The 20,809-nt window shown below is 67.5% G+C and carries 15 protein-coding genes and 3 pseudogenes; 13 read left to right on the top strand and 5 right to left on the bottom strand.

Annotated features, from left to right (window positions below):
* The first annotated feature begins 46 nt into the window (after positions 1 to 46).
* A pseudogene (locus tag ACVWWN_RS17700) lies at positions 47 to 1,383 on the top strand (ISL3 family transposase).
* On the opposite strand, the gene ACVWWN_RS17705 reads toward ACVWWN_RS17700, so the two are convergent.
* The 4 genes from ACVWWN_RS17705 to ACVWWN_RS17720 all read right to left on the bottom strand — a co-directional run bounded on the left by ACVWWN_RS17705 (position 1,373) and on the right by ACVWWN_RS17720 (position 4,324).
* Positions 1,373 to 2,107: a plasmid pRiA4b ORF-3 family protein gene (locus tag ACVWWN_RS17705; protein WP_457145022.1), complete on the bottom strand. Its 735-nt coding sequence runs from the start codon at positions 2,105 to 2,107 to the stop codon at positions 1,373 to 1,375. The pseudogene ACVWWN_RS17700 and the gene ACVWWN_RS17705 sit on opposite strands and share 11 nt — an antisense overlap.
* A gap of 135 nt (positions 2,108 to 2,242) precedes the next feature.
* Positions 2,243 to 3,376, bottom strand: a complete 1,134-nt coding sequence (locus tag ACVWWN_RS17710; RefSeq protein ID WP_457145023.1) for an FAD-dependent oxidoreductase — start codon at positions 3,374 to 3,376, stop codon at positions 2,243 to 2,245.
* Positions 3,377 to 3,407: 31 nt separating this feature from the next.
* Positions 3,408 to 3,938 (bottom strand): PaaI family thioesterase, encoded by a 531-nt coding sequence (locus tag ACVWWN_RS17715; RefSeq protein ID WP_457145024.1) that lies wholly within the window; start codon positions 3,936 to 3,938, stop codon positions 3,408 to 3,410.
* Entirely contained in the window at positions 3,935 to 4,324 is a 390-nt protein-coding gene (locus ACVWWN_RS17720) for a winged helix-turn-helix transcriptional regulator (RefSeq protein WP_457145025.1), read from the bottom strand. Before ACVWWN_RS17720 ends, ACVWWN_RS17715 begins: the two co-directional genes overlap by 4 nt.
* Before the next feature lie 94 nt (positions 4,325 to 4,418).
* On the opposite strand from ACVWWN_RS17720, the pseudogene ACVWWN_RS17725 reads away from it, so the two are divergent.
* From ACVWWN_RS17725 to proB, 12 genes and pseudogenes are all read left to right on the top strand, one after another.
* Positions 4,419 to 6,422 (top strand): annotated as a pseudogene (locus tag ACVWWN_RS17725) (prolyl oligopeptidase family serine peptidase); the annotation flags it as partial.
* 12 nt (positions 6,423 to 6,434) lie between these two features.
* Positions 6,435 to 7,477: pseudogene (locus ACVWWN_RS17730) on the top strand (enoyl-ACP reductase).
* Between the two features lie 102 nt (positions 7,478 to 7,579).
* Positions 7,580 to 8,197 carry a DUF937 domain-containing protein gene (locus ACVWWN_RS17735; RefSeq protein WP_457145026.1) on the top strand — a complete coding sequence of 206 codons (618 nt, stop codon included), beginning with the start codon at positions 7,580 to 7,582 and terminating at the stop codon, positions 8,195 to 8,197.
* A gap of 42 nt (positions 8,198 to 8,239) precedes the next feature.
* Complete coding sequence (locus ACVWWN_RS17740) at positions 8,240 to 10,891, top strand: valine--tRNA ligase (RefSeq protein WP_457145027.1); 2,652 nt, start codon at positions 8,240 to 8,242, stop codon at positions 10,889 to 10,891.
* Between the two features lie 28 nt (positions 10,892 to 10,919).
* Positions 10,920 to 12,350, top strand: coding sequence for a bifunctional tetrahydrofolate synthase/dihydrofolate synthase (gene folC, locus ACVWWN_RS17745; protein ID WP_457145028.1), 1,431 nt, complete (start codon positions 10,920 to 10,922; stop codon positions 12,348 to 12,350).
* Positions 12,351 to 12,433: 83 nt separating this feature from the next.
* Positions 12,434 to 12,772: a DUF4233 domain-containing protein gene (locus tag ACVWWN_RS17750; RefSeq protein WP_457149172.1), complete on the top strand. Its 339-nt coding sequence runs from the start codon at positions 12,434 to 12,436 to the stop codon at positions 12,770 to 12,772.
* Between the two features lie 10 nt (positions 12,773 to 12,782).
* Positions 12,783 to 13,193 carry a nucleoside-diphosphate kinase gene (gene ndk / locus ACVWWN_RS17755; protein ID WP_457145029.1) on the top strand — a complete coding sequence of 137 codons (411 nt, stop codon included), beginning with the start codon at positions 12,783 to 12,785 and terminating at the stop codon, positions 13,191 to 13,193.
* A 308-nt stretch (positions 13,194 to 13,501) separates the two neighbouring features.
* Positions 13,502 to 16,501 carry an Rne/Rng family ribonuclease gene (locus tag ACVWWN_RS17760; protein WP_457145030.1) on the top strand — a complete coding sequence of 1,000 codons (3,000 nt, stop codon included), beginning with the start codon at positions 13,502 to 13,504 and terminating at the stop codon, positions 16,499 to 16,501.
* A gap of 174 nt (positions 16,502 to 16,675) precedes the next feature.
* Positions 16,676 to 16,999, top strand: a complete 324-nt coding sequence (rplU, locus tag ACVWWN_RS17765) for a 50S ribosomal protein L21 (protein WP_457145031.1) — start codon at positions 16,676 to 16,678, stop codon at positions 16,997 to 16,999.
* Positions 17,000 to 17,010: 11 nt separating this feature from the next.
* A complete protein-coding gene (gene rpmA, locus ACVWWN_RS17770) occupies positions 17,011 to 17,277 on the top strand; it encodes a 50S ribosomal protein L27 (protein ID WP_457145032.1) in 267 nt (88 codons plus the stop codon).
* 74 nt (positions 17,278 to 17,351) lie between these two features.
* Complete coding sequence (gene obgE, locus ACVWWN_RS17775) at positions 17,352 to 18,797, top strand: GTPase ObgE (protein ID WP_457145033.1); 1,446 nt, start codon at positions 17,352 to 17,354, stop codon at positions 18,795 to 18,797.
* Positions 18,794 to 19,894 (top strand): glutamate 5-kinase, encoded by a 1,101-nt coding sequence (gene proB / locus ACVWWN_RS17780; protein WP_457145034.1) that lies wholly within the window; start codon positions 18,794 to 18,796, stop codon positions 19,892 to 19,894. Before obgE ends, proB begins: the two co-directional genes overlap by 4 nt.
* A gap of 10 nt (positions 19,895 to 19,904) precedes the next feature.
* Here the strand turns inward: proB and ACVWWN_RS17785 are convergent, their stop codons facing one another.
* Positions 19,905 to 20,741, bottom strand: a complete 837-nt coding sequence (locus ACVWWN_RS17785) for an NAD-dependent protein deacetylase (RefSeq protein WP_457145035.1) — start codon at positions 20,739 to 20,741, stop codon at positions 19,905 to 19,907.
* Between the last annotated feature and the right edge of the window lie 68 nt (positions 20,742 to 20,809).

The raw sequence follows: 20,809 nt of genomic DNA on the forward strand, positions 1-20,809 counted from the left end.
TTCCGATGATGGAGGTTCCTACGCCACCCATCCGAAAGACCGCGACGTGCACGACGCTACCGGTCGCGCGGGCTTCGCCTGCGCTGACTTGACTACTTTCTGCCACCTCGACGAACTCGGGTTGGAGGTGACCGGTCAACGGCTCGCCGCCGACCGCGCGGTGCTGGCGTGCAGGATCGTCGAGGACGACCGATGGTGCCGTCGTTGTGGTGAAGAAGGCAGTCCGCGTGACAGCGTCACACGCACGCTGGCCCATGAACCGTTTGGGTGGCGGCCTACCACGCTGCTGGTCACGATCCGCCGATACCGGTGCGCCGGATGCCGTCATGTGTGGCGACAAGACGCCGGCAAGGCAGCCGAGCCACGCGCCAAGCTGTCTCGGCGCGGATTGCGGTGGGCACTGGAAGCCATTGTGTGCCAGCACTTGTCAGTGGCGCGGGTCGCGGAGGCCCTGGCGGTGTCGTGGAACACCGCCAACAATGCGGTGCTCACCGAAGGTCGACGTGTACTGATCGCCGATCCGGCCCGTTTCGACGGGGTGGCGGTGATCGGGGTCGATGAGCACGTCTGGCGGCACACCCGCCGCGGCGACAAGTACGTCACCGTGATCATCGATCTCACCCCTGTCCGTGACGGGACTGGTTCGGCCCGGTTGCTCGACATGGTGCAGGGCCGCTCCAAGAAGGCATTCGCCGACTGGCTGGCTGAGCGGCCCAAGGACTGGCGTGATGGAGTGGAAGTTGTTGCCATGGACGGATTTTCCGGGTTCAAGACCGCCACCGCTGAGGAGATGCCCGAGGCGGCGACGGTGATGGACCCCTTCCACGTGGTCAGGTTGGCCGGCAACGCCCTCGACGAATGCCGGCGCCGCGTGCAGCTGGCCACCTGCGGGCACCGGGGTCGCAAGACCGATCCGCTCTACGCGTGCCGGCGCACCCTGCACACTGAGCTGATCTGCTCACCGACAAGCAGAAAGCTCGGCTGGCCGCCCTGTTTGCAGTCGACGCTCACGCCGAGGTCGAGGCCAGCTGGCAGATGTATCAACGCACCGTGGCCGCCTACCGCGAACCAGATCGCCGACAGGGCCACACCATGATGGCTGCACTGATCACCACGCTGAGCACCGGCGTCCCCAAGCCGCTGAAGGAACTGATCACCCTCGGGCGGACCCTCAAGAAGCGGGCCGCCGACGTGCTGGCCTACTTCGACCGGCCAGGCACCAGCAACGGCCCGACCGAAGCGATCAACGGCCGCCTCGAACACCTCCGCGGATCCGCACTGGGCTTCCGCAACCTCACCAACTACATCGCCAGATCTCTGCTCGAGACCGGAGGCTTCAGAGCCCAGCTCTTTCAACCGACAGGGAAAGCCCTCAACTCGTAGTCAGCGCGGCCAGAGCGTCGTTGGTCTCGGCCACCGAGAAACGGTCGGGGTGCCAGCCCTGGGGCAGCCAGTCCCTCATCTCCTCAGCACTGAGCCCCATGGGCGTTGCCTGCCGTTCGTACCCGCCACGAACCCAAGCAGCTAACTCCTCATAGCCGCCAAGGCCGCCACAGTCCTCCGGCGGGCAAGCCATCTTGCCCGTTAGGCAGACCAGAGCCGGAGGTCGATCGTCGAAAACGTCTTCAACCACCAGCACGTGCTCCCATCCGTCGCCGAAGTCGTAGTCATAGAACAACCGCTCGCCCTTGTCGGACAACACCTGATCGAGCCGCACGCTGTCCTCGGCGACGCCTTCGTCACCCTCGCTGAGATCGAACCCGGTGACGAAGTAGGCACGGGTACGCCGGTCCGCTCCGACACCGAACTTATGCAGGTGACCGTCCTGCCAACCCATCGCGACCTGCAGCACGACATGCAGCTCATCGAGCCTGAGGTCGCCCGGCAGGTCGAGACGACGCCAGATCGGCGGCTTGGCGTACATCAGGTCCACCCGCACCCGGAAACCCTGCGCTCGCTCCGGCACAGCCCGGACCTTGGGCGTCGGCTCATCGAACATATCGCCAGCGGCATTGGCCATCAACTTCTGAAGCAACGCCAAGTCCGCCCCCGCCCCGGGCACCCCGCTCTTCCTCTTCCGCTTCTTCTCCGGCACACCCCCAGCCAACCAGACCCCTCGATCACTAGTCGAGACCAGCTGGCCAACCGGTCCTACACCCTCAACTGCGAAGAGCCGGAAAACGCTGGCGGCCATCGCATCTGCGGTCAAAACGCATCGGTGAGCCCGGTGTCGCGGGATGGACTAGGGCAGGATGAAAGCCGATCTGGAGGCGATCGCCGCCATCCGACTGGTCAGCACCGCCTCGGGCACCAGTGTGGCGGCTGCGCTCAGCAGGGGCGGACGGAGGTTGACCGCCTGGCCGATCGCCTTGGACTGGCGCACGAGGCTGCCGACCCGGCGCCGGCGGAACGTCGCGAATTGCGCGAACACCGTGGCAAGGTCGGTTGTCCTCTCGGTGAAGCGGGCCAGTATCGCCGCGTCCTCGATTCCCTGGCATCCGCCCTGGCCGAGGTGCGGGCGCATCGGATGCGCGGCGTCGCCGACCACGACCACCGGGCCGCGTGACCACTGCCGCGCCTGCTCGCGGTCGTACAGGTCGTTGTGCAGTACGTCCGCTGGGTCGGTTGCGGCGAGCAGGGCCGGGACGGGGTCGGTCCACGAAACCAGCTTGGATCGCAGATAGGCCAGCTCGCCTTGTTCGGCGGTGCGCCCCTCGGGCGCCCGTTCGGTTGCGAACCAGTAGGTGGAATCAGGCCCGAGCGGGACATGTCCGACCTCGACGCCTGCGCCCATGGTTTCACCGGCGAGATCGGGGTCGAGCGAGTGGGCGGCTACGCCACGCCAGGCCGTGTAACCCGCATACCGGTGTTTCAGCGCGCCGTTGAGGTGCTGCGCCACGACCGAGCGGATGCCATCAGCGCCGACGACACCCGCCACCTCGCGGGAGCTGGCATCGGACAACGTCACGCGCACGCCGTCGCCCGTCAGCTTGAGTTCGCGCGCGGCCAGGTCGCGGTGCACCGTTCCCTCCGCAAGGGCGCCCGAAAGGATTGTCGTGAGCGCGGACCGACGCAGCACCACCAGAGGTTCGCCGAGGGCTTTGACCAGGCGCTGCGGCGATGGATGGCGCAGCCACGTGCCATCACGCCATCGCACCGCTCCGGCTGACACTCCGCCGCCGACGGCGCGGACATGCTCTCCCAGCCCGATCTCGTCGAGCGCCGCGAGCGCGTTGGGCCAGATGCTGATGCCGGCGCCCGCCGAGGTGTCGGTGCGCTCGTCGATTACGGTCACGTCGCGTCCCCGCCGCTGTAGCGCGACAGCAGTCGCCAGGCCGGCGATGCCCGCCCCGATCACCAGGATTTGCTGCGCCATCCGTCGAACGTAGCGTGTCGACGGATGAAGTTCACACGTCGAAGATCAGCAACGTACTGGATGCGGTCGCCACCATCGCGCCGCTCGCATCGGTGACCACTCCTTCGGCGAAACCGACGCGCGAGCCCGATTTCACCACCGTGCCCGTCGCGGTGAGCGGGCCACTGCTCGGTCGCACCGCCTTCAGGTAGTTGACCTTGATCTCGACCGAGGTGTATCCCTTGCCGTGCGGCAGGGTGCTGTGCACAGCGCATCCGGTGACCGAGTCCAGCAGTGTGCAGACGAGGCCACCATGAATCGCGCCGATCGGGTTGAACGCGGATTCGTCGGGCCGGCAGGTGAATACGACCCGGCCCTCTTCGACGTCGACGATCGCGAACTGCATCAGTCCGCCGATCGGAGGCTGCGGCAGCACACCATCGGCCATGGCCCGCAGATAGTCGACTCCCGCCATGGAGAGCCCCCTGGCGGTGCTGGGGCCCGGATCGTGCCAGGTGACCGTCTTGGAACGCTCGACTCCCCAGTCGGCCAGGGCGTCGGTGTTGACCGCGTCGGCTGTCATGCTGTCCTCTCGATGGGTGGATAGGCGCGGCGGCGGCGGTCGCGATCCGGATCATCCTCGCTGACAGCGTGTTTCGCACCCCATTCGAGGAGGGCGTTGATCACCGGCAGCAGGTCCCAGCCGGCGTCGGTCAGCGTGTAGTCGAAGCGGGGCGGGGCGTGCTGGTAGGCGGTCCGCTGGATGACTCCCGCTTCCTCCAGCGCCTTGAGCCTCGCCGCGACTCGGTCTCGCGGCGCCCCGGTGCCCGTGACGATGCCGGCGAACCTGCCGTTGCCCAAAGCCAATTCGCGGACGATCAGCAGCGACCACCGCTCGCCGACCAACTCCAGCGATGCGGCGACCGGGCAGGGGCGTCCGGCCAGTTGTGCGAGCGGCACGGTCGTCATGGGCGCACCTCCTGCGAAGTCAGCGTGCCAGCCGTGAGTTTGAAAGTCAAACTTCCGGTAAAACCCGATTGCGCCGGTGTGCTAACAAAGGGGCATGACCACCCCGTCTGAGCCGACTGTTCTTTCCCGGCCCTTCCAGCCCTTCCAGGACCTCGATGAGTTCCTCGCGCTCCCGCGCGTGTCCGGGCTGGCCGTGTCACCCGACGGCACGCGGGTGGTGACCTCGATCAGCGAGCTCAACGAGAAGCGCACCGAATTCGTCAGCGCACTCTGGGAACTCGACCCGACCGGTCGGCAGCCCGCTCGCCGCCTCACCCGCGGAGCCAAAGGAGAGACCTCACCGGCCTTCACGGCAGCGGGCGATCTGATGTTCCTCGCCGCCAGGCCCACCGACGACGATGAGGATCCGCCTACCTCGCTGTGGCGACTGCCCGCCGCGGGCGGTGAGGCCGTCGAGGAATTGGCGCTGCCCGGCGGTGTGTCCGGCGTCCGGACCGCGCGGGCAACTGAGGTAACCGTGGTGGCCGCGAAGCTGCTGAGATCCGCCGACGACATCGACGACGACAAGCGACTGCGAAAACTGCGCAAGGACAGCAAGGTCTCGGCGGTGCTACACAGCGCCTACCCGGTTCGACACTGGGACCACGACGTCGGCCCCGACCATCCGCACCTGATCGACGCCGCCGGGCCCCGCGATCTGACTCCACACCCCGGAGATGCGTTGCGGGAAGCGAACTTCGACGTCAGCGCGGACGGCGCCTTCGTTGTGACGTCGTGGCACGACCCTGCGCCGGGCGCATCGGTCCACAGCACCCTGGTCCGGGTCGACCTGGCCACCGCGAAGCGCACCACCATCGCCGACAATCCGGGCACTGACCTGGAGCTCCCGGCCATCTCACCGGACGGCGCGGCGGTCGCGTTCACCCGTGAGACGTACTCCACACCGGACGAGGCGCCGAGGATCACCCTGTGCCACATGCGCTTGGGCGAGCCGCTCGTCGAGTTGGCACCGGAGTGGGACCGCTGGCCGACGTCGGTGACATGGTCGGCCGACGGGTCGTCGCTGGTCGTCACGGCCGACGAGAACGGACGCGGTCCGGTATTCCTGGTCAACCCGGCCAGCGGTGCGGTCAGGCGGCTGACCGACGACGACTACACGTACTCCGACGTGCACACCGCTTCCGGCGGTGCGATCTTCGCGCTGCGCAGTTCCTACCGCAGCGCGCCGCATCCGGTGCGCATCGACGCGGACGGCACTGTCACCGCGCTGCCGTGTGTCGACATGCCCGCGCTGCCGGGCACGCTGGCCGAGCTGACCGCCACCGCCCCCGATGGTCGAGCGATCCGCTCGTGGCTGGCGCTACCCGGCGGGGACGATCGGGCGCCGCTGGTGCTGTGGGTGCACGGCGGTCCGCTGGGGAGTTGGAATGCGTGGCACTGGCGGTGGAATCCGTGGCTACTCGTCGCGCGGGGCTACGCGGTGTTGCTTCCTGATCCCGCCCTGTCTACCGGATACGGCCGGGACTTCATCCAGCGCGGTTGGGGGGCATGGGGTTTCGCGCCGTACACCGACCTGCTCGCAGCCACGGATGCAGCGTGCGCACATCCCCGCGTCGACGACACCCGTACCGCGGCGATGGGCGGCTCGTTCGGTGGCTACATGGCCAACTGGATCGCCGGACACACCGACCGCTTCAACGCGATCGTCACCCACGCCGGCCTGTGGGCACTCGACCAGTTCGGACCGACCACCGACGGCGCGTACTGGTGGGCACGCGAGATGACTCAGGAGATGGCGGCAACGAACTCGCCACACCGCTTCGTCGACCAGATCCGCACCCCGATGCTGGTGATTCACGGCGACAAGGACTACCGCGTCCCGATCGGCGAGGCGCTCCGGCTCTGGTACGAACTGCTGAGCGCGTCGGGACTTCCGGCGGCCGCCGACGGCACCAGCTCGCACCGTTTCCTTTATTTTCCGTCGGAGAATCACTGGATCCTCAACCCGCAGCACGCCAAGATCTGGTACCAGGTGGTTATCGCCTTCCTGGCCCGTCACGTGCTGGGTGAGGACGTCGAGCTACCCGAGGCCTCGGGTAGCGTCGCGGTCATGAGCGCGGCGCAGTGTGCATTCGACATCATCGTGTACGGCGCAACCAGCTTCGTCGCAAGCTGACCGCCGAGTATCTGGCCAGTGCAGGGGTGGACGCCCGCATCGCGCCGGCCGGCCGTTCGCCGGACAAGCCGCTGCGGGCGCGGGACGGATTGCCGGACACCCCGCGGTCATGGCAACTCATCACCGCCGATGCCTCGCAGCCGGCGACGTTGAACGATATGGCCGCTCGCACCCAGGTGGTGGTGACCACCGATTCCTGTGGATTGGATTCCATTCCTTCCGGTCTCACGTCTTCGCGCTGCATCGTCGTGCGCACGCGGGTCACACGGGTGAGCTCACCGACACCAATCTGGTGGTTCGGGTGCTGTCAGGAGGGGTGTCCGGCGGCACCGTCGGGTCGAACGATCCCTACACACTGACCCCCGATCGCGCGGCCGAGCCCGAACTGGGTCCCCAGGCCGACATCCGATGGCGCCAAGGGCGTGAGATCGCACCGGAGCTGGACGGATATTGGCTCGGCGCGTTCGTCATGGCCGCCGTGAACTCCCGAATCGTCCGCCGCAGCATCGCATTACTCGACTACGCGTACGGTCGCAGGCCGGCGTACGCCGAGCAGATGAGCCTGGGCCGCTCCGTAGTAGCGCCGGTGGCCGCGGCGTTGGCGACCGGTGGCAATGCCGCGACGATGGCGCTGGGCAGCCGGTTCTTCCACCGGCTCCCCGGCTGGCTGATCGAACGCATTGCGCCCAGGCCCGGGACGGCCCGAGCGAGCGGGCCCGGGAGAACGGCCACTGCACCGTCGAGACGTACACCACCACGGCCGGCGCACGTTACGCGGCACGCCTGTCGCAGCGAGGCGACTACGGCTACAAGGCGACGTCGGTGCTGCTGGGGGAGAGCGGGTTGGCGCTGGCGCGGACCGCGATCGACTCTCGGATCTGCGCGGTGTGCTGACTCCGGCCGCGGCGATGGGCGAAGCGCTGATGGCCCGATTCCCCGCTGCGGGTGCGTCATTGGAGACCTCGCGGCTGGACTGAATTCTGTTTCGCCCGGCCCGTCGCGAACACCTGTGCACCAAGATCGAGTGGACTAGTGTCAACCTCGACTCTGCGGTAACCCAGCAACGAAGGTGGAGCGCGATGGCCGGTCTCGACGAACTCTTCAGTCAGATACCCACCCAAGAGATTGCCAGCAAGCTGGGCGTCGACGAAGGCGAGGTGAACAGCGCCATCAAGACCCTCGTACCTGCCCTCGTCGGTGGTATCCAACAGAATGTCCAGGCCGACGACATCGACTCCAGCAAGCTCGAGTCCGATGTCGCGGCACAGGGCACGAGCGGCCTGCTCGACGGCGGGGTCAGCGTCGACCGGGTCGACGCAAACCAGGGTGACCAGTTCGTCGCACGGATCTTCGGCGGTAACGACAGCAACCAGGTCGCCTCGGCGCTGGCCGGTGGGGGCGCCGGAAACGGGGACCTGATCAAGAGGCTGCTGCCGATCCTCGCTCCGATTGTGCTGGCCTACATCGGCAAACAGCTGACAAAGGGCTCCGGGGGTTCGGCTCCGGCCGAGGCGCAGGCACAGTCCGCAGGCGGTGGCGGTCTCGGGGACATCCTGGGCGGCATCCTCGGCGGTTCCGGCGGTGGCGGCGGCGCGGGGAACAACCCGCTCGGCAGCATCCTGGGTAGCGTCCTCGGCGGCCAGCAGGGCGGTGCGATCGGCGACATTCTCGGTGGTCTGCTCGGCGGCAAGAAGTAGCCGTCCCGGCGGCCGGACCGCGGCCCTTCATAGAATGGCGCGGTGACCGCCAGCTCCCAGCCCCATACCGACGCCCTGCCCAAGTCGTGGGATCCGGGCTCGGTAGAGAGTGACCTGTACGAGGGCTGGGTCAACGCCGGCTACTTCAAGGCCGATGCGTCCACCCGCAAGCCCCCGTATTCCATCGTGCTGCCGCCGCCGAACGTCACCGGCAGCCTGCACATGGGCCACGCGCTCGATCACACCTTGATGGACGCCCTGACCCGCCGCAAACGGATGCAGGGCTACGAGGTCCTCTGGCTGCCGGGCATGGACCACGCGGGCATCGCCACCCAGTCGGTGGTCGAGAAACAGCTGGCTGTCGACGGCAAGACCAAAGAGGATTTCGGCCGCGAGCTGTTCATCGACAAGGTCTGGGACTGGAAGCGCGACTCGGGTGGCACCATCGCCGGGCAGATGCGCAGGCTCGGTGACGGCGTCGACTGGAGCCGCGACCGGTTCACCATGGACGACGGCCTGTCCCGTGCGGTGCGGACGATATTCAAGCGGCTGTTCGATGCCGGCCTGATCTACCGGGCCGAGAGGCTGGTGAACTGGTCGCCGGTGCTGGAGACGGCGGTGTCCGACCTCGAGGTGAAATACGACGACGTCGAAGGCGAGCTGGTCTCGTTCCGTTACGGCTCGCTCGACGACGACGAACCGCACATCGTGGTAGCGACAACCCGGGTGGAGACCATGCTCGGTGACACCGCGATCGCGGTGCATCCCGACGACGAGCGCTACCGGGACCTGGTTGGCAGAACCCTTCCGCATCCGTTCGTGGACCGGCAGATGATCGTCGTCGCCGACGAGCACGTCGACCCTGAATTCGGCACCGGCGCAGTCAAGGTCACTCCCGCACACGATCCGAACGACTTCGAGATCGGGATGCGGCACCAGCTGCCCATGCCGACGATCATGGACACCAAGGGGCGGATCGCCGACACCGGAACCGGATTCGACGGGCTCGACCGATTCGAAGCACGCGTCAAGGTGCGGGAGGCGCTGGCAGCGCAGGGACGCGTCGTCGCCGAGAAACGGCCCTACCTGCACAGCGTCGGGCACTCGGAGCGCAGCGGTGAACCGATCGAACCGCGGCTGTCGCTCCAGTGGTGGGTCAAGGTGGAATCCTTGGCGAAGGCCGCAGGCGATGCAGTTCGCGACGGCGACACCGTGATTCATCCCCCCAGCCTGGAGCCGCGCTGGTTCGCCTGGGTCGACAACATGCACGACTGGTGCATCTCCCGACAGTTGTGGTGGGGCCATCGCATCCCCATCTGGCACGGGCCTGACGGAGACATGGTGTGCGTCGGACCAGACGAGACTCCACCCGAGGGCTGGGAGCAGGACCCCGACGTCCTGGACACCTGGTTCTCGTCGGCGCTGTGGCCCTTCTCCACCATGGGCTGGCCCGCGCACACCGCAGAGCTGGCGAAGTTCTATCCGACCTCGGTTCTGGTCACCGGCTACGACATCCTGTTCTTCTGGGTGGCCCGGATGATGATGTTCGGCACCTTCGTCGGTGACGATCCGGCAATCACGCTCGGCGGCGACCGCGGACGCCAAGTGCCGTTCCGAAATGTCTTCCTGCACGGCCTGATCCGTGATGAGTTCGGCCGCAAGATGAGCAAGTCGCGGGGCAACGGAATCGACCCGCTGGACTGGGTCGAGATGTTCGGTGCCGATGCCCTGCGGTTCACCCTGGCCCGGGGCGCCAGTCCGGGTGGCGACCTGTCCATCGGCGAGGACCACGCCCGCGCGTCGCGGAACTTCGCCACCAAGCTGTTCAACGCCACCCGCTTCGCGCTCATGAACGGCGCGGCCCCGGCCCCCCTGCCCGACGCGGCCGACCTGACCGACGCCGACCGGTGGATCCTCGGCCGCTTGGAAGAGGTCCGAGCCGAAGTGGATGTCACGTTCGACAGCTACGAGTTCAACCGGGCCTGCGAGGCGCTCTATCACTTCGCCTGGGACGAGTTCTGCGACTGGTACGTCGAGTTGGCGAAAGTGCAGCTGTCTGAGGGGGTTCAGCACACCACGGGGGTGCTCGCCGCCGTGCTGGACACGCTGCTCAAGCTCCTTCATCCAGTGATGCCCTTCGTCACCGAAGTCTTGTGGAAGGCGCTGACGGGCGGCGAGTCGCTGGTGATCGCGGACTGGCCGGAGCCGTCTGGGTTCACGCTCGATCCGATTGCGGCACAACGCGTGACAGATATGCAGAAGCTCGTCACCGAGGTACGTCGGTTCCGCAGCGACCAGGGGCTCAACGACCGGCAGCGGGTGCCGGCACGGTTGTCCGACATCCCGGAGGCCGATCTCGATGCCCAGCTTCCCGCGGTCAGCTCGCTGGCATGGCTGACCGCCGCCGAGGACGGCTTCAACCCGATAGCGTCCATCGAGGTGCGACTGTCCAGAGGGACCGTGGTCGTCGAACTCGACACCTCGGGGACTGTCGATGTCGCCGCCGAACGGCGCAGGCTGGAAAAGGACCTGGCGGCCGCGGAGAAGGAATTGGCAAGTACCACAGGAAAGCTGGGTAATGACGCCTTCTTGGCGAAGGCGCCGACCGATGTCGTTGACAAGATTCGCGGCCGCCAGCAGGTCGCCCGCGAGGAAGTCGATCGGATCACCGCGCGTCTTGCGGGGCTGAAGTGATGAGCGCTCGCTCGAAGAGCGGACCGCAATGACCGAACCCGCGCCCACGCCGGATGAGATCGCTGCGCTGCTCCAGGTCGAGCACCTGCTGGATCAGCGGTGGCCGGAGACCAAGATCGAGCCCAGTCTGGCCCGCATCTCCGCGTTGATGGAACTGCTCGGCTCGCCCCAGCGCGGGTACCCGTCCATCCACATCACCGGAACGAATGGCAAGACCTCGGTTGCGCGGATGGTCGACGCGCTGCTGACCGCGCTGCACCGGCGTACCGGGCGCAACACCAGCCCGCATCTGCAGTCCGCGGTGGAGCGCATCTCGATCGACGGCAAGCCGATCAGCCCGGCCCAGTACGTGGCCACCTATCGTGAGGTCGAACCATTCGTCATGCTGGTCGACCAGCAGTCCGAGGCCGGAGCGCTGGGGGAGCCCGGCCCGCGCATGAGCAAGTTCGAAGTCGTCACCGCGATGGCGTTCGCGGCCTTCGCCGACGCCCCGATCGATGTCGCCGTCGTCGAGGTGGGCCTGGGCGGACGATGGGACGCGACGAATGTGGTGGACGCGCCCGTCGCCGTCATCACCCCGATCGCTGTGGACCACACCGACTACCTCGGCGCCACCATCACCGAAATCGCCGGCGAGAAGGCCGGCATCATCAAGAAGCAGGACGACGACCTGGTTCCGACCGATACCGTCGCGGTGATCGGCAGGCAATCGGCCGAGGCGATGGAAGTGCTGCTGGCCCAGACGATCAGCGCCGATGCCGCCGTGGCGCGCGAAGACTCGGAGTTCGCGGTGCAGAGCCGGCAGGTGGCCGTCGGCGGCCAGCTTCTGGAGTTACAGGGCCTCGGCGGGGTGTACTCGGAGATCTTCCTACCGCTGCACGGGGAACACCAGGCGCACAACGCGGTGGTGGCGCTGGCCGCGGTCGAGGCGTTCTTCGGCGCAGGCGCACAACGTCAACTCGACATCGATGCGGTGCGGGCCGGGTTCGCGGCGGTCACCAGCCCGGGCCGGCTCGAGCGGTTGCGCAGCGCGCCAACGGTTTTCATTGACGCGGCGCATAATCCGGCGGGTGCGGCGGCACTGGCACAGGCCCTCGCCGAAGAGTTCGACTTCAGGGTGCTGATCGGAGTCGTCTCGGTGATGGCGGACAAGGACGTCGACGGCATCCTGGCCGCGCTGGAGCCGGCATTCGACCAGATCGTCGTCACCCACAACGGTTCACCGCGCGCGCTCGACGTCGAGTCGCTGGCGATGCGCGCCGAGGAGCGGTTCGGTCAGGAACGCGTCCTCACCGCGGCCACGCTGCCGGACGCGATCGAGACGGCCACCGCCCTCGTCGAGGACTCGGGGAACGCCGGAGACAGTGCCGGGGGTTTCGGCGGGGCCGGCATGGTGATCACTGGATCGGTCGTTACCGCCGGGGCAGCGCGAACGCTGTTCGGGAAGGACCCCGAGTGACCGATCAGCCCGAGCCCCGAACACCTGGTGCGCCTGATGATGTCGCCGGCGGCCCCGACCCTTGGCGCAGCTTCCGCGGCGTGATGGCGGGCACGCTGATCCTCGAAGCCATCGTGGTGCTGCTGGCGCTTCCGGTGGTCGCTTCCGCCGACGGCGGATTGACGCCACTGACCGGTGGCTATCTGGTCGGGTTCGCGGTGGTGCTGGTGCTGCTGACGGGTGCGCAGGGCCGGCCGTGGGCGATCTGGTTGAACCTGGCGATGCAGGTTGTGCTGATCGCGGGTTGGCTGGTGCACGGCGCGGTGGGGTTCATCGGCCTGATCTTCCTGGCGGTGTGGCTACTCATCGCCTACCTACGTGCCGAGGTCCTTCGCCGGCAGAAGCGTGGGCTGCTGCCGGGCCAACAGCCGCCGCCCGACTAGGCTGTCGGCCGTGACTGAGCGGACCCTTGCGTTGATCAAGCCCGACGGCGTCAAGCGCCACCTGATCGGAGAGATTCTCGGCCGGATCGAAGGCAAGGGCCTGAGCGTCGCGGCCCTCGAACTCAAGAACGTCGATGACGATCTCGCCCGCAAGCATTACGCCGAACACGAGGGGAAGCCCTTCTTCGGCTCACTGTTGGAGTTCATCACCTCGGGCCCCGTGGTGGCGGCCGTGCTGGAAGGGCCGCGAGCCATCGCGGCGTTCCGCCAGCTCGCCGGCGGGACGGATCCGGTCGAGAAGGCTGCGCCGGGCACCATCCGCGGTGACCTGGCACTTGTCACCCAGGACAACCTCGTCCACGGGTCCGATTCGCCAGAGTCGGCGGCCCGCGAGATCGGGCTCTGGTTCCCCAGCCTGTAACGGGGCGAAGGGCCAGGTTGCGCGGGTTAATCGGTCTAGACCGCGTGATGTGGGATACTGGGCGCGGGTAGCCGGGCATTTACCAGGGCCGGACACCCGAATGAAGACTTAGACGAGCGCGACCATCGCTATCTCGATCGCGGTGTGGCGCCGACCGTCCAGCCATCATTCAGACCGGCACCGAGATGGTTCCACCAGGAGCGGCTCGGGGCGAGACCATACAAGCTCGGGGCAAGTCCCGGGCTCATAGCGGAAGCCCTCGCGTGGCCGCGTCAGACACGACGCGCCCGGGGGCTTGAGGAGAATTTGTGGCCGACAGTGAAAACTTTCAAGCACCTACCGAAGACCGATCAGGCCAGACTGAGCGACAAGCGGAACAGCCCGAGCGGTTGAGGGTCCATTCGCTGGCGCGGGTGCTCGGCACCACCAGCAAGCGGATCATCGATGCCCTGACCGAGCTTGACGGCCGGGCCCGCAGCGCGCACTCGACCGTCGCCAGGGATGAGGCGGATCGGGTGCGGGAAGCGCTGGCCGACAATTCCGACGACCCCGGCAGCGTTGAAGCGCCGCCGGCCGTGGAAACGTCACCCGCCGCTGAGGCGCCGCCGGTGCTCGAAGAGCCGCCGGCTGCCGAAGCGGCGCCGGCCGTCGATGATCCCTTCAGCTTCGGTACGGGCGCCGATACCCAAGCCCCCGGGGTGGATGGGGACGAACCCGAGTCCCGGCTGATTCTCGAGACCACCGTCGAGACCGCCGACTACCTGCCACTGTTCGTCGCGCCGCAGCCGGTTCGGTTCGAGTATGAGTCCGATGACGACGATGACGACGAGGACGATTCCGACGACGATTCCGACGCGGACGACGAGCAGGCCGAGCGTCCTGCGGCCAGGCGCCGGCGCCGTGGACGTCGCGGGCGAGGCCGTGGCCGCGGAGAGCAGAACGGCGACGACTCCGACGACGGCGACTCGGCCGACACCAAGAATGCCGACGAGGATTCCGAGGATTCCGAGGATTCCGACGAGTCGGATGAGGACAAGGGCGACGAGGACGGCAGCGGTGACAAGGGCGACGAGGACGGCACCCGCCGGCGCCGCCGCCGTCGGCGCCGCAAGTCCGGCTCCGGTGGCGACGGCGACAACCCGGCTTCGCCGGACGATCCGCCGAACACCGTCGTGCACGAGCGCCCCCCGCGACGGGACAAGGGCGACTCCGATGGCGGCAACAACGAGATCCAGGGAATCAGTGGGTCGACCCGGCTGGAAGCCAAGAGGCAGCGCCGCCGCGACGGCCGGGATGCGGGCAGACGCCGACCTCCCATCCTGAGTGAGGCCGAGTTCCTGGCCCGGCGCGAAGCCGTCGAGCGGATGATGGTCGTGCGCGACAAGGTTCGCACCGAACCACCGCACGAGGGCGCCCGCTACACCCAGATCGCGGTGCTCGAAGACGGCGTGGTGGTTGAGCATTTCGTCACCTCGGCTGCCTCCGCGTCATTGGTCGGCAACATCTATCTGGGCATTGTGCAGAACGTGCTGCCCTCGATGGAGGCGGCGTTCGTCGACATCGGCCGTGGCCGCAACGGCGTGCTGTACGCGGGCGAGGTGAACTGGGAGGCGGCCGGCCTCGGCGGCGCACAGCGCAAGATCGAACAGGCCCTCAAGCCCGGTGACTACGTCGTCGTCCAGGTCAGCAAGGATCCCGTCGGCCACAAGGGCGCACGACTGACCACTCAGGTCTCGCTGGCCGGCCGCTACCTGGTGTACGTGCCTGGCGCATCGTCCACGGGCATCAGCCGCAAGTTGCCGGACACGGAACGTCAGCGGCTCAAGGAGATTCTGCGCGAGGTGGTTCCCTCGGACGCGGGCGTGATCATCCGCACCGCATCCGAAGGCGTCAAGGAAGAAGACATCCGCACCGACGTCAACCGGCTGCAGGAACGCTGGAACCAGATCGACGCCAAGGCCGCCGAAACCAAGCAGAAGGCGGCGGGGGCCGCGATCGCGCTCTATGAAGAGCCCGACGTCCTGGTCAAGGTCATCCGCGACCTGTTCAATGAAGACTTCGCCGGCCTGACCGTGTCCGGTGATGATGCCTGGGCCACCATCAACGAATACGTGAATTCCGTTGCGCCCGAACTTCTCCCGCGTTTGACGAAGTACGAGCCCGCGTCGAACGAGGGCCCTGACGTGTTCGCCGTGCACCGTATCGACGAGCAGTTGACCAAGGCCATGGACCGCAAGGTCTGGCTGCCGTCGGGCGGCACGCTGGTGATCGACCGCACCGAGGCCATGACCGTCGTGGACGTGAACACCGGCAAGTTCACCGGCTCCGGCGGCAACCTCGAACAGACCGTCACCCGGAACAATCTCGAAGCCGCAGAGGAGATCGTGCGCCAACTGCGGCTGCGGGACATCGGCGGCATCGTGGTCATCGACTTCATCGACATGGTGCTGGAATCGAACAGGGATCTGGTGCTGCGCAGGCTCACCGAGGCGCTGGCCCGCGACCGTACCCGTCATCAGGTGTCGGAGGTGACGTCGCTGGGACTGGTGCAGTTGACGCGAAAGCGACTGGGCACCGGGCTGATCGAGGCGTTCTCCACCCAGTGCCCGCATTGCGCGGGACGTGGCATCCTGCTGCACGGCGATCCCGTCGACACCGCATCGGCGATCGGGCGCAAATCCGAGGCCGGCGGCGGTAGGCGGGGTAAGCGCGCCAAGCGGGGCAAGGCCGATGAGGTCCCCGTCGTCACGGTGCCCTCGCATCCCGCCGGCGAGCACCCGATGTTCAAGGCAATGGCCGCCGCCAACGGCAAGCACGAGGGCGAGGACGACGAAGGCCTGGGCGACGAAGAGCAGGGCGAGGAGAACTTCGAGGCGAAGGAGGGCGTCGGGGAAGTCGCCGAATTGGATCGCGAAGCCATCCGCGTGGCCGTGGCAGGGACCGCTGACGAGGATCTCGACGATGATTTCGATGACGACGATTCCGATGACGACGAATCGGACGCCGACGAATCCGACACCGACGAGATCGATCTGGATCCCGATGACGAAGACGACGACGACATCGACGACGACATCGAGGTCATCAACAAGGGCGCCGAGGACGAGTCGGACGACGACATGGACTCGGATGAGGAGGACTCAGACGTCGACGACTCCGATGAAGACGACGATTCCGACGAAGACTCCCTGGACGCTGATGACGATGAGGACGACTCGGATGAGCTGCAGCCGGTGATCGCGCCGGGCGGGCGGCATCGTCGCCGTGCCGCAGCCCGCCCCGCAGGCCCGCCCGCCCATGACCACTGACCCCGGGCGTGACCTGCAGTGATTTGACCCGCAACACGCGGCTCACGTAATCTTGACCAGTTGTCTTTCGGCTGACGCCGACGACAGCGGGCCCGATGTGGCTCCGCACCCCAGACCCGCGCGCGCACCACGGGTAGCGCGCGCCCGCACAGCGACATAGAGGAAGAAGAAGCGATGGCAGCCGAGAACGCCACGTACGCGATCGTCAAGACCGGCGGTAAGCAGTACAAAGTCGCCGTGGGAGACATCGTCAAGGTCGAGAAGCTCGAGGTCGAGGCCGGCGCGTCCGTCTCGCTCCCCGTCGCGCTCGTTGTCGACGGTGCGCAGGTCACCACCGATGTCAGCGCCCTGGAGAAGGTTGCGGTGACGGGTGAGGTGCTCGAACACACCAAGGGCCCCAAGATCCGCATCCACAAGTTCAAGAACAAGACCGGCTATCACAAGCGGCAGGGTCACCGTCAGCAGCTGACGGTCCTCAAGGTCACCGGAATCAAGTAGGAGGCGACGGAATGGCACACAAGAAGGGCGCTTCCAGCTCACGCAACGGTCGCGACTCCGCCGCCCAGCGGCTCGGCGTCAAGCGGTTCGGCGGCCAGATCGTCAAGGCCGGCGAGATCCTGGTCCGTCAGCGCGGCACGCATTTCCACCCCGGCGTGAACGTCGGCCGTGGCGGCGACGACACCCTGTTCGCCAAGTCACCCGGCGCCGTCGAGTTCGGCGTGCGGCGTGGTCGCAGGACGATCAGCGTCGTGCGACCGTCGGCGCCCCAGGTCTAGGCTTCGCGACTGTAACGACAGGGCGGGATCGCGAGGTTTTCCCGCCATGACGTTACTTTCGGAGGTACATCGCTATGCCGCGCTTCGTCGACAGGGTCGTCATCCACGCACGGGCGGGTAATGGCGGTAATGGCTGCGCCTCGGTGCACCGCGAGAAGTTCAAGCCGCTCGGCGGCCCCGACGGCGGTAATGGTGGCCGTGGCGGCAGCATCGTGCTGGTCGTCGATCCCCAGGTGCACACGCTGCTGGACTTCCACTTCCATCCGCACGTCGTCGCGCCGTCCGGCAAGCAGGGTGCGGGCAACAACCGCGATGGTTCCGCAGGCGCTGATCTCGAGGTCAGGGTTCCCGACGGCACCGTCGTCCTCGACGAAAAGGGCAGGCTGGTCGCCGACCTGATCGGCGCGGGCACCCGCTTCGAGGCGGCCGCCGGCGGTCGCGGCGGCCTGGGAAACGCCGCTCTGGCCTCCCGGGCCCGCCGGGCGCCGGGCTTCGCGCTACTCGGGGAGAAGGGCCAGGTCGCCGACCTCACGCTCGAGCTCAAGACGGTCGCCGACATCGGCCTGGTCGGGTTTCCTTCGGCCGGTAAGTCGTCTCTGGTATCGGCAATCTCGGCGGCCAAGCCGAAGATCGCCGACTACCCGTTCACCACGTTGGCACCCAATCTGGGCGTGGTGTCCGCAGGGGACCATACCTTCACCGTCGCGGATGTGCCCGGCCTGATCCCGGGGGCCTCGCAGGGTCGCGGGCTCGGTCTGGACTTCCTCCGGCACATCGAGCGGTGCGCGGTGCTCGTGCATGTCGTCGACTGCGCGACTCTGGAGCCCGGGCGCGACCCCGTCTCCGATATCGAGGCCCTGGAAGCCGAACTGGCCGCATACACCCCGACTCTGCAGGGCGATTCGACGCTGGGCGATCTAGCCGAGCGGCCGCGGGCGGTGGTGCTCAACAAGATCGACGTGCCCGAGGCGCGTGAACTCGCCGATTTCGTGCGCGAGGAGCTTGTCCGCCACTTCGGCTGGCCGGTGTTCGAAGTGTCGACGGTAGCCCGGGAGGGGTTAAGGCCGTTGACGTTCGCGCTCTGGGACATGGTGTCGGCGTACCGGGAGTCGCAGCCGCCGGTGGTACCCCGTCGCCCGGTCATCCGACCCATTCCCGTCGACGAAAGCGGCTTCACCGTCGAGCCGGACGGTCAGGGCGGTTTCGTGGTGCGCGGTATCCGGCCCGAACGCTGGATCGGCCAAACGAACTTCGACAACGACGAGGCGGTCGGCTACCTGGCGGACCGGTTGGCCCGCCTGGGGGTCGAGGACGAGCTACTGAAGCTGGGCGCGAAGCCCGGCTGTGCGGTGACCATCGGCGACGTGACGTTCGATTGGGAACCGCAGACCCCGGCGGGCGTCGACGTGACGATGACCGGTCGCGGCACCGACATACGCCTCGAGCAGACGGATCGCGTCGGCGCAGACGAACGGAAGGCGGCCCGTCGCGAACGGCGGCGACCGGGCGGCGAGTCGTGAGCGTGCACCGTGACGCCATCCGTTCTGCGCGCAGCGTCGTCGTCAAGGTCGGCACCACCGCGCTGACCACACCGTCCGGAGTGTTCGACGCCACCAGGCTCGCCACGCTCGCCGACGCCATCGAGGGTCGGATGAAGGCGGGATCCGACGTGGTGATCGTGTCGTCGGGGGCGATCGCCGCCGGTATCGAACCGCTCAAGCTGACCAAGCGTCCCGCCGACCTGGCCACCAAACAGGCGGCGGCCAGCGTCGGGCAGGTGGCACTGGTGAACTCGTGGAGCGCGGCGTTCGCCCGCTACCACCGAACCGTCGGTCAGGTGCTACTGACGGCACATGACATCTCGATGCGCGTGCAGCACACCAACGCCCAGCGCACGCTCGACCGGTTGCGGGCCCTGCACGCGGTGGCGATCGTCAACGAGAACGACACGGTGGCCACCAACGAGATCCGGTTCGGCGACAACGACCGGCTCTCCGCGCTGGTGGCGCATCTGGTCGGCGCGGACGCGCTGGTGCTGTTGTCCGACGTCGACGGCCTGTACGACGCGGATCCACGAAAGAGCAACGCACGCTTCATTTCCGAGGTGGACGGTCCGGCCGATATCGACGGAGTGGTCGCCGGCCGCGGTAGCCACCTCGGTACCGGGGGGATGGCGTCGAAGCTGTCATCGGCACTGCTGGCCGCCGATGCCGGCGTGCCGGTGCTGCTGGCCGCGGCGTCGGATGCGTCGACCGCGCTGGCCGACGCTTCGGTGGGCACGGTGTTCGCACCACGCGCCGAGCGCATGTCGGCCCGCCGATTCTGGGTCCGCTACGCCGCCGAGTCGTCGGGGGCGCTGACACTGGACGACGGTGCCGTGCGTGCCGTTGTGCGTCAACGGCGTTCGCTACTGGCTGCGGGGATCACGGCGCTGTCGGGACGCTTCTACGGCGGCGACGTCGTCGAATTGCGGTCCCAGGACGCGGCGATGGTCGCCCGCGGCGTGGTCGCCTACGACCATGCCGAACTGGCCAACATGCTGGGCAGGTCGACATCGGACCTGCCCGCCGAGCTGCGCCGTCCCGCGGTGCACGCCGACGACCTGGTCGCCTTCTAAGACATGCTATTCAGGCCGAATTCGCCACGGCCGGGAGCTCGTCGCTCAGCAAGGCAAGCATCGGCGAGCAGCCGTTGTCGACCTTCACCGCCGCCAGGTAGTCGCCGCGGGTCCGGCCACGGTTGATGATCGCGATCGGCATGTTCCGCGCGGCGGCGTGCCGGACGAACCGGTATCCGGAGTACACCGTCAGCGAGGATCCGGCGACGAGTAGCGCGTCGGCGCCGTCGACCAGCGAATAGGCCTGCCCCACACGGTATTTCGGCACATTCTCGCCGAAGTACACGATGTCGGGTTTGAGCATGCCACCGCAGTCGAGGCAGTCGATGATCCGAAACGACGTGGTGTCACCGATGACGGCATCGGCGTCCGGTGCCACCGCGATGCCACCGACCGCCTGGGCGCGCTCGGCGAAACCCGGGTTGGCGCTCTCCAGCAGGTCGGCCAGCGCGGCGCGCGACATCGTGTGCCCACAATCCAGACAGGCCACCTGCGCGTACGTTCCGTGCAGGTTCACCACCGCGCGGCTACCCGCCTTGGTGTGCAGCAAGTCGACGTTCTGGGTGATCAAGCCGGTCACCACACCCGCCAGTTCGAGCGCGGCGAGCGCGCGGTGTCCGGCGTTGGGCCGCGTCTCGTCCATGCGGCGCCAACCGACGTGGTTGCGCGCCCAGTACCGCTGCCGAAACACCGGATCGGACGTGAACTGGCGAATCGTCATCGGGTTGCTCGGCGGCGATTCCGGACCACGGTAGTCCGGAATCCCGGAGTCCGTCGACATGCCCGCGCCGGTGAGCACCGCGACCCGCCGGCCCCGCAATAGGGCGACGAGTTCCGGTGCTTCCATGGGTTCGAGGGTAGGTGATCAGGCTTCCTGGTCGGATTGGTCCTGATCATCGCCCTCGGCGTGCTCGG

It is taken from the genome of Mycobacterium sp. URHB0021 (genome assembly GCF_054057895.1).